This window comes from Beijerinckia mobilis (genome assembly GCF_000745425.1).
Classification (GTDB): Bacteria; Pseudomonadota; Alphaproteobacteria; order Rhizobiales; family Beijerinckiaceae; genus Beijerinckia; species Beijerinckia mobilis.
Map to the genome: position 1 here is coordinate 1 of NZ_JQJH01000039.1, position 14,138 is coordinate 14,138.

At 51.3% G+C, this 14,138-nt stretch carries 18 protein-coding genes; 7 read left to right on the forward strand and 11 right to left on the reverse strand.

Annotation, left to right across the window (positions count from 1 at the left end; genetic code table 11):
* Nucleotides 1-13: 13 nt before the first annotated feature.
* Nucleotides 14-772 carry a hypothetical protein gene (locus DL88_RS17740; RefSeq protein ID WP_156971185.1) on the reverse strand — a complete coding sequence of 253 codons (759 nt, stop codon included), beginning with the start codon at nt 770-772 and terminating at the stop codon, nt 14-16.
* A 519-nt stretch (nt 773-1,291) separates the two neighbouring features.
* Between DL88_RS17740 and DL88_RS17750 the strand changes: the two genes are divergently transcribed.
* From DL88_RS17750 to DL88_RS17765, 5 genes are all read left to right on the forward strand, one after another.
* Nucleotides 1,292-1,615, forward strand: coding sequence for a DUF736 domain-containing protein (locus DL88_RS17750; RefSeq protein ID WP_051956146.1), 324 nt, complete (start codon nt 1,292-1,294; stop codon nt 1,613-1,615).
* Nucleotides 1,616-1,732: 117 nt separating this feature from the next.
* On the forward strand, nt 1,733-1,903 hold the full coding sequence (locus tag DL88_RS20490) for a hypothetical protein (RefSeq protein WP_156971186.1): 171 nt from the start codon (nt 1,733-1,735) through the stop codon (nt 1,901-1,903).
* A 62-nt stretch (nt 1,904-1,965) separates the two neighbouring features.
* Nucleotides 1,966-2,481, forward strand: a complete 516-nt coding sequence (gene ssb / locus DL88_RS17755) for a single-stranded DNA-binding protein (protein WP_034999231.1) — start codon at nt 1,966-1,968, stop codon at nt 2,479-2,481.
* A 651-nt stretch (nt 2,482-3,132) separates the two neighbouring features.
* Entirely contained in the window at nt 3,133-4,371 is a 1,239-nt protein-coding gene (ltrA, locus tag DL88_RS17760) for a group II intron reverse transcriptase/maturase (RefSeq protein ID WP_210165333.1), read from the forward strand.
* A 304-nt stretch (nt 4,372-4,675) separates the two neighbouring features.
* Nucleotides 4,676-5,098 (forward strand): hypothetical protein, encoded by a 423-nt coding sequence (locus DL88_RS17765; protein WP_034999233.1) that lies wholly within the window; start codon nt 4,676-4,678, stop codon nt 5,096-5,098.
* Between the two features lie 76 nt (nt 5,099-5,174).
* On the opposite strand, the gene DL88_RS17770 is transcribed toward DL88_RS17765, so the two are convergent.
* From DL88_RS17770 to DL88_RS17815, 10 genes are all read right to left on the reverse strand, one after another.
* On the reverse strand, nt 5,175-5,516 hold the full coding sequence (locus DL88_RS17770; RefSeq protein ID WP_156971187.1) for a hypothetical protein: 342 nt from the start codon (nt 5,514-5,516) through the stop codon (nt 5,175-5,177).
* A gap of 162 nt (nt 5,517-5,678) precedes the next feature.
* On the reverse strand, nt 5,679-5,951 hold the full coding sequence (locus tag DL88_RS17775) for a hypothetical protein (protein WP_156971188.1): 273 nt from the start codon (nt 5,949-5,951) through the stop codon (nt 5,679-5,681).
* A 628-nt stretch (nt 5,952-6,579) separates the two neighbouring features.
* The gene (locus DL88_RS17785) at nt 6,580-6,978 is read right to left on the reverse strand and encodes a type II toxin-antitoxin system VapC family toxin (protein ID WP_034999240.1); all 399 of its coding nucleotides are present in this window, start codon (nt 6,976-6,978) and stop codon (nt 6,580-6,582) included.
* Entirely contained in the window at nt 6,978-7,223 is a 246-nt protein-coding gene (locus DL88_RS17790; RefSeq protein ID WP_034999243.1) for a type II toxin-antitoxin system VapB family antitoxin, read from the reverse strand. Before DL88_RS17790 ends, DL88_RS17785 begins: the two co-directional genes overlap by 1 nt.
* A 252-nt stretch (nt 7,224-7,475) precedes the next feature.
* Nucleotides 7,476-7,925, reverse strand: coding sequence for a hypothetical protein (locus DL88_RS20495; RefSeq protein ID WP_156971189.1), 450 nt, complete (start codon nt 7,923-7,925; stop codon nt 7,476-7,478).
* Between the two features lie 39 nt (nt 7,926-7,964).
* Nucleotides 7,965-8,873 (reverse strand): transglycosylase SLT domain-containing protein, encoded by a 909-nt coding sequence (locus tag DL88_RS20030; protein WP_084705274.1) that lies wholly within the window; start codon nt 8,871-8,873, stop codon nt 7,965-7,967.
* Between the two features lie 420 nt (nt 8,874-9,293).
* Nucleotides 9,294-9,998, reverse strand: coding sequence for a BPSL0067 family protein (locus tag DL88_RS19635; RefSeq protein WP_051956148.1), 705 nt, complete (start codon nt 9,996-9,998; stop codon nt 9,294-9,296).
* 111 nt (nt 9,999-10,109) lie between these two features.
* Nucleotides 10,110-10,727: a hypothetical protein gene (locus DL88_RS17805; protein ID WP_034999245.1), complete on the reverse strand. Its 618-nt coding sequence runs from the start codon at nt 10,725-10,727 to the stop codon at nt 10,110-10,112.
* Nucleotides 10,720-11,616, reverse strand: coding sequence for a P-loop NTPase family protein (locus tag DL88_RS17810; RefSeq protein WP_034999247.1), 897 nt, complete (start codon nt 11,614-11,616; stop codon nt 10,720-10,722). The genes DL88_RS17805 and DL88_RS17810 overlap by 8 nt, the downstream gene beginning before the upstream one ends.
* Before the next feature lie 13 nt (nt 11,617-11,629).
* The gene (locus tag DL88_RS17815; protein ID WP_084705275.1) at nt 11,630-12,214 is read right to left on the reverse strand and encodes a hypothetical protein; all 585 of its coding nucleotides are present in this window, start codon (nt 12,212-12,214) and stop codon (nt 11,630-11,632) included.
* Between the two features lie 405 nt (nt 12,215-12,619).
* Between DL88_RS17815 and DL88_RS19640 the strand changes: the two genes are divergently transcribed.
* A complete protein-coding gene (locus DL88_RS19640; RefSeq protein ID WP_169741603.1) occupies nt 12,620-13,459 on the forward strand; it encodes a BRO-N domain-containing protein in 840 nt (279 codons plus the stop codon).
* A gap of 234 nt (nt 13,460-13,693) precedes the next feature.
* Nucleotides 13,694-14,138, forward strand: a 445-nt coding sequence (locus DL88_RS17825) for a BRO-N domain-containing protein (protein WP_280949215.1), incomplete at its 3' end; no start/stop codon positions are given.

Here is a 14,138-nt window from a genome sequence, read left to right on the forward strand (position 1 = left end):
TGCCGCCACATCTTCAATCGATCGCAAGTCGATTCCGCGTCTTCACCTCATCCGCCCATTTCACAATGTCCAAGGCGGTTTTTCTTCCAAGGTCCGCGTCAAAAATGTCTTCCTTGAACGACCACAGCGGATGAAATTCAAATTGCTTCAGATCATAAAACCAACTGGCGCGCCTATCGTGCGCTTCGATGGGAACACGAAAATCCGGTTTCTCCTCCAATTTCTTCAGTCTGGTGGCAAGGATCGTTTTTGCTTTATAGCAAACAACAACGACAAGCGTTGATGGCCAATATTTGCTGTACGTTTCAATATGCTGTTTAGAGAGCCGAACCGTATGAAGCGGATTGCCTTTGCCAAGGAAGACACGCTCTGTCCTGAATTTAACCTCAACAGGAAATATTCCAGGAAGTCCCTTGCCGTAAAAATCAGGCCGGATGGCAATAAAATCTGGATGACCCCGCAGAAATCGCGTGAAGGAATCCTGTATTGTTCCAACATTATCTCTGTATTGGTGAGGCCAATTTGCATTGATGCTATCGTAAACAAAATCAAGTAATGGCTGTTTCAGAAAATGCTCTACGCCAAACCTCACCATCTCAAATCCGCTTTTCTCAAAATATTTCTTAATGGCGTTTTCCGTAAAATCACCCAGCAATTTGTTGTCTTCAAGAAATTCCATGGCATTCAAATCTTCTAATTGAATTGAAATATATAACCATATCGCATTCATACAACGGTTGACGGCTATTTCATGGCGACTTTTGCTTTGCAAGACCGGGCTCTAGGCTGCGCTCTTCGAGTGACGATCCCTGTCGCGGCCGGCCGAAACAGGCCGGATTCCTGCCTACGAAAGCGCCTCGCGGCACCAAAGCCCCGGCACCACGCGCCAATCTCCTATCCGCATCACTGCATTCAACGCCCTTCTCACTGGGCAGCGCAATAGCGCTGACATTCATTCGGCACAATCACGCTCGTGATTCTTCTCTCTTCCCCGCGCCATCGCTGGCGATGGCCGTCTGCCGGGAAAGGGAAGACGTTCCTTCCTCCCCTTCCCGCAAGCCCTTAATGCGGTTTCCCCAAGTTTGCCGCGTGTAAGGAAGGTGCTTCGCGCACTTCTTCCCTTCTCCACGCCACAAACGCGGCCCATCGGCGCCGCCCTCCGGTTGGGAGATACCCCTCCACATTAAAAGCTTGCCCCATCCCCTCCCCCCGGTTCGCCACCTGGCAAGGGGGCACGGCACGGCCGGCCCCCGAAATAAAACGGGTTCACTCCAAATCAGGGTACACTTCAATGTCCGTCATCGGCTCTTTTTCCTACGATAAACCTTCCGACACTTTCACAGGCCGCGTCACCATCCTGAAAGGGATATTTCAAGCGAAATTGGTCCCCAATGTTAAGCGCACAACGGGTGAGGCTCCATTCTACAGGGTCAAGGCCCGCAATGGCGCCGATCTCGGCGCGGCATGGGTCAAATTCCGGCAGGACGATAAAGAGCCCTATCTTTCGCTCAAGCTCGATGACCCAAGCTTCCCCGCACCCATCTTCGCCAACCTCGTCGAAATCGAGGGTGAGCCTGACTTCCAGCTCATCTGGAGCCGCCCTTCAACAAACTGAGGCAGACACACAAGTGCGCTTTGCTAATCGTGAAGCGCATATTCGCGTGTCATAAACAGCATACTCTAAACGTCAATCCATTTTGAACACAGCAGGAAAAACGAGGAAACAAACAGCATGAAATCCATGAGCTTTGATTTGCGGAACCGTATCTCGCGCTTGTTCTTCCATCTTGCTCTTCAAAACCTCATCCTGGCACGAAAACTTACACCATATGGCTTCGCCGACGATCATGCAGCAGGTGCCATCCACGATACAAAAGCCGCGCTCCGCTTTTCACAAGACTGAAATCACACATCAGTTTCCATCGATACCCACAGCCCTCTTCCCTCAAATATTGGAGTATTCCCATGGCTGGATCCGTCAACAAAGTCATTCTCATCGGCAATCTCGGCCGCGATCCTGAAGTCCGCCGCATGAACGACGGCAATCCCGTCGTTTCCTTCAGTCTCGCCACGACGGAATCCTGGCGGGACAAGATGACTGGAGAACGCCGCGATCGCACCGAATGGCATAACATCGTGATCTTCAATGAAAATCTCGCCAATATCGCCGAACAATATTGCAAGAAAGGCTCGAAAATCTACCTTGAAGGCCAGTTGCAGACCCGCGAATATCAGGACCGTGACGGCAACCAGCGCCGCACCACCGAAATCGTGCTCCAGCGTTTCCGTGGTGAACTCACCCTGCTCGACAGCCGCAACCGTGATGACGCTCATAATCAGGAATCCGGCGCCTATGGACAAGCCCGTTCCGCAAATCAAAACCTTGGCCAGCAGTCCCCAACGCAGAACCATGGCGGCGCACCAGCCCACTCCAGCATGAAGGACTACCTCGACGACGATATTCCTTTTGGAGTGGACTGAAAAGCCGCTCAGATCCTTGCAGGTGAAAGTCCTGCCGCAGTAGGAGGTTAGTTGACTGCGTAGCTATGGCGTACGTGTGAAGGGTGACCGACACACGGGAACAACGCCGGACAAAGGTGGCCCCAAACCCAGATAGTGGGCGCCCGCAAACATGCAGCCCGTAACGTAAGTGAACCTTAATAAGCCTCGTAAATGTCAGCCGTACGGTCATGCTGGGAGAGTGCGGTGTAGGGTGGTTCCGTCGAGCCTTTCGAATGGGGGCGAAGACCAGTGAGTGACGGTGGATGAACTAACCATATGAAGCCGTCATTGGAACTCGGGGTAGAGAGGATGGGATGCATGCATAGGACTGAGAGGAACAGTCGAGACCTCCGCCCGTCGCGGTCTAACCCTCCGCGTAACTGAAGGTATAAGGCGTCCACCGAAATCCGGATGGATGCGGGCGAGAGGAGTCGGAGGAGGTCATAGTACTGATGATGGACAGGACAACAAAACCTGACCTGAGGGAAGGACCTCTGCTTCTGCCATGGGTAGCGATGTAGGAGGCACCGTGTGATTGCGAAAGCTCAAAACACACCGCTAGAAAAGGTACGAGTACTACAGCGAACCCTATACCGAGCAGCCAAGGCGAATCCGACACGAAAATTCGGAGTGCTTTATGACAAGGTGTGTCAAGAAGACATCCTTACGATCGCCTATGGACAAGTCAAGGCCAATGGCGGTGCTCCAGGCATCGACCAACAGACCTTCAAGCATATTGAAGAACAAATCGGCCTTAACAAATTCTTGGGCGATCTTCAGGCAAGGCTTCTAGCGAAGCGTTATCGTCCTCAGCCCGTCAAGAGGGTATACATCCCGAAAGCGGATGGATCAAAGCGCCCGCTGGGCATACCCGTCATAACAGATCGTGTAGTACAGGCAGCAGTGAAGCTGGTCATCGAACCTTTATTCGAGGCCAGTTTCAAAGATTTTTCTTACGGTTTCAGACCTCGCAAGAGCGCTCATCAAGCCCTACGGGAAATCTATAAATGGATCAACTTCGGTTGCGTCCATGTCGTCGACGCGGACCTTAAATCGTATTTCGATACGATACCGCACGACAAGCTGCTGATCTCTGTACGGTCACGCGTCATAGATCGGTCAATTGTCAAGTTGATCGAAATGTGGCTCACAGCCGGAGTAATGGAAGAAATGCAGGTCCGGAAGGTAACAACCGGAACGCCTCAAGGTGGTGTTATCTCGCCACTGCTGGCTAATCTGTATCTCCACTGGTTGGATCATGTTTGGGAGAAGAAGGCATTCGGCAATCGGCAACATGATGCGCATATTGTGCGATACGCTGATGACTTCGTTATTTTGTGCAAAAGGGATCCGGAGATCTATCTGAACGAAGCCCAAAAGGTCCTCGATCGATTGGACCTCACTCTTAATGCGCAGAAAACGCGGATTGTGGATGTCCGCAACGAGCCTTTCGACTTTCTCGGTCACCGCTTTGCGGTTCAATCGTCAAAACGAGATGGCAAGATGCGTACGTACTACTATCCCTCTCCCAAGGCGATGGCGTCGGTCAAAAAGAAGATCAGGGAGGTTGTCCATCCCGGCCAACACCTTGATCTCCCCGTTCTTATCAGGACACAGGTCAATCCGATCCTGAGGGGCTGGGGCAACTACTTTAAGACCGGCAATTCAAGACTTCATTTCAAGAGCCTCGCCAATTACACGATGTGGGCACTCTGCATCATGTTGAGGAAAAAGCACAAGAAGCGGTCCAAGGGATGGAGGGACCATCCGCCGTCATGGTTTTATGAGCACCAAGGGCTCTTCAAGCTTCCCAGCTTGGTAGTCACAGGCAATGAAACCAGAAGGTATGGCCGCCTTGGCACGCCGTAATGCTGCCGGAAGAAGGCAGTCGGTAAGCCGTGTGCGGGAAAACCGCATGCACGGTTTGACGAGGGGCTGCTGGGGAGACGATTTCAAACCAGTGGCCTACTCTACCAGCAGAATTCCGTTGATATGCTGCTACTTTGTCATTCTCCGATAGAGATAGACATATGACGACCGTTTCGGCATACAAGGTCCATACAGTCGAAGAGGGCAAAAGTGCCCTCATCTATCGCGGTGATATCTCCATTGTGTGATTGCCGGAAAATGACGACCGTCAGGAACGTGCCGATCCAGAGAGACCAACCTTCCCATGCCCTTCAAGATCATCCTCTCACGGCTCGATGGCGGCTTTATTCAGGACATCGCCGTGACCATCGATCCGGAACCCGCCTTGACCGGTTCCCCAAAACAAATCGCCTGGGCACAACAAATCCGCCGCGCTCAGCTTCTCGACTTTCGACGAAACAGATTAAAAGACCTCATGCTCGTCCATGGATGGTTTCCCAATGGCGAGCCTGATATCCGCCTGCCTTCCGTGCGTTCCGCCACAGCACCCCTGCCAGGCGCCTTCACCCGCGCCATTGCCCTGTGCGAACAAACTCTCAATGCCGATCAGCAGCTTGTCGATCTCTTTGGCAAAACCGCCGCATCCTTCTGGATCGATCATCGCAAGCAATCCCTGTTCGACCCTGGGCTTCAGGAAATCCCGGAAAGTAAGACGTTTTCCCCTTGATGAAGATACTTCCCTGTTCAGGATCCAGCCCGGCATCAAGACGCACGCGCACGAAGATCGAGCCCTAATCTCTCTCTCAATAAGTCCAAGGATACAGACCGTCACAAGCCGCCTCAAGGACGAACGGCCCCTCCAATTTCTTCAAGCGCAAGGAAGGCGCTGCGCGCGCTTTTTCATTCTTTCGCTTGAAGAAATCGGTTCCTCCATTCGCCGCCGCTGGCGGTCGCTGCGCGATCCCTGACCCGGCTTGTGAGCGATCATGTCGCTGACCCCTGTTTTCACTCAAACAGGAGGTTTTCCGATGTCTCTCGCTCAACAACTCGCCGAACTCCGCGCCGAACTCCGCAACTGCCTCGATGCCGAAGAGCGCAAGCAAATCCAGGCTGAAATCCGCACAATCGAAAAAGCCTTCCAGCAAGCCTCCCGATAGGAGGCTTGTTTCGCGGGAGAGCAATCCCTCTCCCGCTTATTCCATCCTCTCAATCGATGCCTGCCTTCAGCCGTCTCGCCCGCTACGCGGCTTCGACGGCTTCAAGCCAAAGACATTCAATCCCTTTGATGTCATGCCTTGGCCATCAATTCACATAAGATGATGAACCTGCGGCAGGCGGAATTCCCCCAAATCAATCCCGAGAAAATGCTCAAACACAAGACTGCGCAAGGCCCCCAATTGTGCAGGCGTCTCTCCATCTCTCAAAGCCGTTTCAGCGAAATCGCCATAAACCGCAAATTCAGCATCAGGCAGTGCCCATTCAACAGCTCTCGACAAGCGCTCTGAATATTTGAATACCAAATTGCGATTGAAGATCTGCAAAACCTCATCCAAATCCTCTGGCACTTCAACTAAAGCCATCGCTCCGTCCCGGCGCCGGATCACTATGATCCCATGCAAAATCCCGTTCTTCCAGGTCAAGCATGCGACAGCCCATTCCGGAGGATCCATTTTCCGCGTATGAAATCGTGGAATGCTCATCCTTAGACTTTCTTCTCGCTCAGAATGACCCGTTCATTTCCTCGGCTTGCAAGCCTCTTTGTTCGGATTTTCTCCAGGACATACCGCGATCCCATTCCAATACCATAGAGACCACGATCCAAAACAACAAAAGTCACACCGATCACGAGGGAGGATTGCACAATCAGAAAAAAGATATCCGGCCATTGCCATAATTGAACACACATCGAAGCCTCCTCACAAATTCCAGTCTTGTCAGCTTCAATGATTTCCTCATCTTCTCACGCAAACTAGAAGACACCTCTTTCGTTATTCATTTAGGGGCAACGATATCGTCAAATTCAGAGGATGCGATCCACCCGCATTGAGATCGGATTCCGGACCATTGCGAGATCGCCCCTAGCACGTAAAAAAAGCGCCTCGCTCAACAGCAAGGCGCTTTCCTGTATCGAAGATCAGCAAATCACTAATATATCTGTTTCTTTATCGCTGTATAAGAACAGCTTTCACTCTTTCACCTCAAAAAATCTCACGCTCTCTCAATATCGGTCTGTACGAAGCCGTTGCCTTTAAACAAAAGTGGCACTCGAAAATAACGAGCGCAAGCATAAGAATAACATTCACCCATATTCAATTGTGCAGGATGATCATTGCCTCTGCCAAAACGCTCGAACGCTTCAAGCGCCAATATGCTGGCTTTCGGAGGCAAAGCCAGGACCTGAATATTGAGAAGCTGTAGAAAACTCTCGACAGCCTGCCCAGCTTCGTCCAACGGCAAAGCATTAATCCGTGCCACAGCCGCAACTGTCTCAAATTGCGCGATCGGGGAGGATAAGCGTTTCGCCGTTTGCGACAGACGCTGTGCAAAATCTGCTGCATCGTCCTCATTGGTCAGCATCGCCACGAGAGCTGAAGTATCGACGAACATCAAACCCCACCACACAGCTGGTCGAAGAACGCTTTATCAGCCGGCTGCCCTCTCTCCGGATGACTTCGTGCCCGTAAATCACGGCAAAAGCGAACGGCTTGTTCCGCCAGAGATTCCGAGCACTTTTCCCTGTCCAGCGCATGGCGTAAGGCCTGCCGTACCGCCTCGGTCTTATTCACATTCAGCAGATGGGCCAACTCCACCGCTAATTCGTCGACGGAAGCATCCTTGATGAATAAGGGCATGGGATATCCTTTTTTATATATCCGGATATCCCATTTTGTATATCCCGTTTCGATTGTATGCAAGCATTGTCATATTGGTAGACGATTATTTGTTCTTGAGATGAAGCAGGACCATTTTCGCCATACATCAATTGCCGTCTTACCGGAGTTTAGTCTCACCGCAATAACAATGCATATGCATTTTAAGCGATTGGTGCATTCCTTGAAGGCTGATGCTTCGTCAATGCGAACCAACATACGAACCAAATTAGTTTATTGCTTTCCTGTGTTTAAGGTATAACCGTGAGATGCGATGGTTCCACTTGCGGTCATTTTAATTGTGCAGCCACCCGGCTCATTTGTGGATTTTGGATATGTGTAAGGCTTTGTATTCTCCGCCGCGATCCATCCGTGTTCGCCATTAAAACGCAATATCTCGATAAAGCCATTCACCTTATGAAGGGGCCAAACAACGAAAACAAGTCCTCCTTCCGCACCGATTTTTCGCGATTTGTCACTTGGCTCGGCAAATGAGGGAGGCAATAAAGAAGGGTTACGCTCGGCCTCTGGAGGATAGACCACATCCAGACAATTATACCCTGGAATGGCCTGACCAACAGTATAACCCTTAATTTTTTCACCGTTGCTTGCGGCAAAAGAGGCTGTGGTCCCTACCGAAGAAATCGCTGCAGCACAGAACAAGAGATGCAAGACTTTACCCATCGCAGTTTCTCCTTAAAAGCAATATCTTAACGGCCATAATCAACTGGATGTCAGCACTGGTGAATTCGCGATCCCGGAACCCACCTTGTTGCCGATGCTGGTTCTCCATTGACCGACTGTTTGGTTTGCAAGCGATGGATTTTGAGAAATCACAGTCGCGCTCACGACCGACGACATCGGCGTGTTTGGATCATCAAGAAAAGCATTTTCAACTTGCCGACCCCCACCCGCACCGAACATATAATATGTATAAGCATCCAGAAAAGTTGGGTTCGAGACTTGACCCGATGCTTGAATATTGGTCGCCATGTCATAAAGATATTCAGAGGCTGCCGCCGCCTCTGTTACTGGGTCTAATCGTCCCGCATCTCCCGACACGATGCTACCAGCAAGACTTGGGTCCGCCGCAACAGCCGCATTGATCGCATCGTTAAACGTCGCCGCCGACATTTGAAACACGCCTTGCGCATAACCCGTGCTCGTTGCATTTGCGCCCATAGAACTTTCGACTTGTGCAAGACCGGCCAATGCATCTGGCGTAATTCCCTGACCCAAAGCGTTGTCAGCGGCCGTTGCTCCCCAATCGGTATTCAACATAGATGCATAAACTGCGGAATCTCCACCGCTACCGCTATAACCCACACTACTTACGCTGCTTGCGGACGCACCGCTGGAATTACCAGCGCTGCTGTTACTCTCTGCCGAACCGGCATCGGAGGAAGTTGGCGACGTCTCATAAACTATCGCTGGAGCACCTACCTCTGGCACATATTCATGTGGCACTTGCGGCAATCCATTCTGCGTCGCAATTCCAGGCACCGCATGACTTTTCGGTATTCCAACTATAGCCATCCCCACCGCCATCAGCGAGACATCCAGGCGAAAATTCAACGACCTACGGCCATTTGATTTGCCTGAACACTCTACATATTTGAAATTGAAAAACATCGGACCTCCTTCGTCAAAGGACGATCCGATGCTCCATGCCTCTCATGAAAAGAACAAAACCTCTGTGGCGTGGTCCTCTCTTTCCTTCCAATTCCGATCCACTAATCTTGCAGTCAAAAACAATTCACACTGCTTGATCCAAACACGCAGGTGTCGATCGTGTCCGGAAGAACTACACTGACCTGCTTGTCCGAGTAACGGCAGATCACGGTGAGAGGACGCGCTGCCTTTTTGAGATTATGCCACCCCTGCTGTTTTACACTTCCATCCGGATTCATAGACTGTGTATCAGGTGAAATATAGCCTGGAGCCTTAACAAATGATCCTTGAACAATATCGATTGCCGGGACACCATGATGGCATGGCTCGATCGCAAACGCTGAGCCAGACATCAAACACAAGAAGCTCGTAATACTAACTTTAACTATTCGAGACGACATAGAACTTGCTCCCTGACTCATACGAATTACTGGTCGTCCATGGAATAATCCGCGTTGACGCCGGATGATTAGCCCACTGATCTTCGACATAAATCCCTGTTGAATCTTGCCCAAGGTAGATTGCCGCATGACTCTGTCCGGAAGTATTGGTGTACGTCCCATCGGCCCCAAAAGTCGCGATCACCGTTCCTGCCGCAATATCGGTATTGCCCTGTACCTGAACGCCAGGCGACCAAGTTGATGTGAGACCAACATTGGATGTCGCCTGAACAAGTGCCACGCATTCGCCACTGCCTACACTCTGACCTATATAGCTTGAATAGTCTTGCGCGACGGTCGCACCTGAGACGCCGGAACCGGTACCCCCATAATCCACACTATTTCCGCTACTTCCTCCCGTACCACTCAAATTGCCAGTGCTACTGGAATTACTCGTTGAACTGGAATCCGTGGAAGCTGGAGATGCCGGATATACCATCGCGGGAGCACCGACTTCCGGCACATATGCGTGTGGTACTTGCGGCAGACCATTCTGCGTCGCAAGAACCGGATCCGCAAAGCTCTTGGTCATGCCAACAACACTGCCGATCGCCAGCGCCATCAACGAGACCTCAATGATAAAAATCAGTGTCCCCCGGACCTTTGATTTTTCCAGACTCCCTGGATCTTCGAAATCGCAAAACATCGAACCTCCTTCGTGAAAGGACAGTCCAATGCTCTTTGCCGCTCACGAAAAAACAAAACCCTTTCCCATATTCGATTTTTTTCTTCCAATTTCGATCTCTTCGAAAACCGCCTACTTCATCGCGCCCGAGACCTTGCACCAAATTTCCCCGTTCGCTGCCCGGTATAGTGACGAAGCCTTGCACGGCACTCCACTCGTTCCAGTTTCATTCTCCTGGTAGAGCCGCGCTCCATAGCCACCGACAAAGATCGAAACAGCGATGAGCGACGCAATGACTGCGCGATTAAAGGCCCATTTACGATTCAATTCCCTTTCACGCATGACGGTCCAGTCACGGACACCCGTCACAAGGTCTTCGCCCAGCTTCGCTACCATTTTCGCGACTTGCGCATCACGATCTTGCGAGAAATTCACCCGCTCGATCCGCGCATGCTCAACGAGAAGAAGAGCTTGATCATTGGCGAGCCCGAGCCTTTGGAGCTCAACTTGCGCCGTCTTGCGAGAAGTCTCCGCCACGGCATTCAGATCGTTCGTCGCAGCGACAGTCAGCTCGCCCGTCCGCTTGATCGCATGCATCATAGCCGTCACGAACACCCCTTCGGGATGATCGTGGCGTAAACCCCATTCACGCCCGGCCGCTTGAATAGCGGCCAGGTCTTGATCCAGTTCCTCGGACAATCGGAGAACGCGCTGATGAACAAGCGAAGCTTGCTCTTCTGTCTTAGCCATTAAGCGACTCCGAGGCATCGACCTCAGCGGCCTTCTGCGCGTCCTTTCGCTCTTTCTTCGAGGTCTTTGGCTCGTTCCCCACGACCGGCGGCATCGAAGCCGCCCCATTCTCCGGAATGGCGGGAAGCCATTCGGAGGGAACGCCTCCAAAAAATTCCGGCACTTCAACCGTCCACCAGCGATTGACCCGCGCCTGGTCAAAAGGACAGAAAGCCTGGCTCCCCCTCCCTTTCTCCCCATTCATCACTTCAAGGAAGGTTAAATGCCGATCAGTGACTTCCTGCATGCATGGCAGCCGAGGAAAGACTTTTATAATGGCACCTTGATCCACCGCCGTATCGATTGCCTGATGTTTTGCAACTTCAGAGAACGCAACATTGGCCGAACGGCCTGTCAGCACCAACCCCCCATTGAACACAATCAACATCCCATCTGGCATCAACGTGCTGCGCTCCGTGAACCGTTCGAGATAATCAACATCAGCCATGTCCGGCCCAATAACCTGAGCGATCACTAGGCAAATGCCATGATCCTGAAGTACGGAGACGATCGGGTATTCTTCTATCAACCGTTCCAATGGCGTGTCTCCACCGCCAACATCAAGGATCGCATCAAAACGCTCATCCATCTGCCTCCTGAATTGCGCGACAAGCCACGCCTGCATGTCTTCACGATGTGTGGAAGGTGCCTCGACCGTATCTTTGTGGAAGAGTGTGAGCGTATGAGTTTTATTCAAAAGGTCAGCATTCAGGATCTCAAACCGCGCACCTTTCTGCTTGAGATATTGAGCTAGTGTATTCAAAAAGACCGTTTTTCCGACCCTCTGCCGTCCGAGGGCAATCAGTAAAACGGGTTTGCGCTCATTGATGCATTCAAGTGCCAATGACATTAATAATTCTCCATTACTTGGGTTTTTGTGTTAGTATATAACGATCAATATGGCGTGTTTCCTTTTCAAACCCTGCTCGTTGTTGCGCTATTCTCTCCCTCTGTTCCTGAGTACGATGGACTACCGTACCGTCCTTGCGGGTGTAAAATTCCGGAACCTCGGACACATCGATCGAGGCAGGAACCTGATAAGAACCTGACGTTGCTGGCACGGATGGCTGAGGCCTGACTTCGACGTCAGGCCGGTAATTGGCTGGCAGCCTGGACGGATTGAAGCGCTTGGGTTCTTCCCGCGCTGACGTGACCGGCTCGACGGGGCGCTGTTGCACCCGCGCCGCTTGCCGTTCCTTTTCAAGATCACGGCTGACCCGCAGCCAAACACGTCGAATATTATCCGACGCTAGATCCCGGCCTCGAGCATCTCTCAGCCCAATTCCATTCAGCTCACGCGCAATCACAATCCAACTCGGCCGAGCCTTTTTAAGAAGCTCGCTCAAGTCATCGTAATTCGTCCACATCCAGCGATAGACCGCTGATCGGCGGACAAATCCATGCGCTTTGACGCTTTCAAAAAATTGGGCCGTGTTTGCTTTGCTCATGCGCAAAACGTCGAGCCGGCTCGCGATAAAAACAAAAACTTTTATATCGGCCGTTTTTCATTGCCGTCTCACGACCATCTCACTTCCGCTACGCGGCTATTTGACTGCCGTCTCACTGCTATTTCACTGCCATGAAAAGTGAGAAAAATTGGGTACACACCAATGCACCTCTGGTGCGGGGCCTGCCCTGCGGGCAGGCTTGGCGCTCACGCCGATCGAGCGCGTATAAGGCGCGATAGTGCAAATACACACGTATAGGCGAGCGGAAGAGAAGCCGCGAAACCGCGCCGTTTCTTCTTTTCATGGATGGATGATGCCCTGACCTGCGTCCGGGCAGCGGAGCCTTGTGATGCTCTACGCTGTGCCGCGCTGCGATTATCATTTATAAGTCAGGGTGTTATGAAGATGAATGAAGTGCCGCAAAAACCGAAACTCAAAGAGCAGCCGATCAAAACGCAAGACTTCTATTTTAGGGACGCTCTGATCCGGACATTTCTAAAAAATAGCGAGCCTTGGTTTATTGCGAGCGATGCCTGCGCCGCTCTAAGCCATACAAAACCTACGGAAGCTACTGAAAAGCTTTATGAAATAGAGAAGGGTGTCGCTACATACCACACCCCTGGCGGTCCCCAAGCCGGGCTCGTGATCTCAGAATCCGGCCTTTACAAACTTATTTTCACCGCGCGGACTGAAGCAGCCAAGGAATTTCAGGATTGGGTCACAGGCACGGTCCTGCCGTCCATTCGCAAGACCGGCTGCTACGATCTGAAAGATGATCCCACCTTCATCCGTGAGAAAGAAGGCCCTTTTAAACCGCCTTTGGACGAACAGTTGAAGAATAATGAAGAGAATGAAGACCATCTTCGCTTCTTCATCGGCCTGATGCCCGAGCAAAGGAAGGTATTGAAAGACATCTTCACGATGAAAGGCATCTACACTGTCTATGTATCCGACGATAAATCGGCTGATCCCATCATCAACCGTATCGAAAGCGCAATAACTTTCCGTGATCTCGATTATCTCCAGGCCAAAAGCATCGCCATGACGGCCATGCAGGCTCAAGCACACCTCGATACATTGTTGGTCGTCTCGCTCAAAAATAAAGACTTCCTACGGTCCAGCTACTGGAAAGCCCTCGAACAAACCATTACGCATGGCTACCAGCTTGCCGAGCGGTTTCTTCATGAGCTGCAATGGGTGAATTCTTTCGAGTGCAAGCTCGGAAAAGAGAAATTCACCGACTAAGCTTAGCTTCTTGTTCAAAAGGCCTGACTCTCTCCAATAACAGGTGGTTTACCGCCTGTTATATCGAGCAAATCATTAGGCCATTTTCACTTTTCATGAGCGCGGGATCTTCTGAAATCGGCTCTAGGCCAAAGCTTTTGCACGTCGCACTAGCCTTGTTCTTAGCCGTAAGCGCGACGTTGATACCTTCCTTATGAAGGAAAAGTGCAAAATATTTCAGAAGGATAATATAAGATGAGTCAAGCGAAAGGTCAGACGGATACTTCTCTTCAAGAACTTGTCCGGCAGCAAATTCAATTCAATGAAATGACCATAAGGACCATCTTATTGGATGGCGTTGTATGGTTCATTGCCACGGATGTTTGTGCAGCCCTTCAAATCAAGAAACCAAACCGGGCTCTGGCCAGGCTGGAAGATTATGAAAAGGGTGCTCACACTGTGAGCACCCCTGGCGGTGAGCAAAAGGTTCTCATCATCAACGAAGCGGAATTGTACAGCCTCATCCTGACCTCCCGAAAACCAGAAGCCAAAGCGTTCAAGTGTTGGCTCACCACGGAAGTTTTACCTTCGATCCGCAAGACCGGCCGCTACGACATCCACCAGGAGCAGGCCTTGCCTGGAAGCGAAGCCCAGGAAAGCGTCCTGCGCGAGGTTTTCAATGATTTTGGGCACTGGCGGG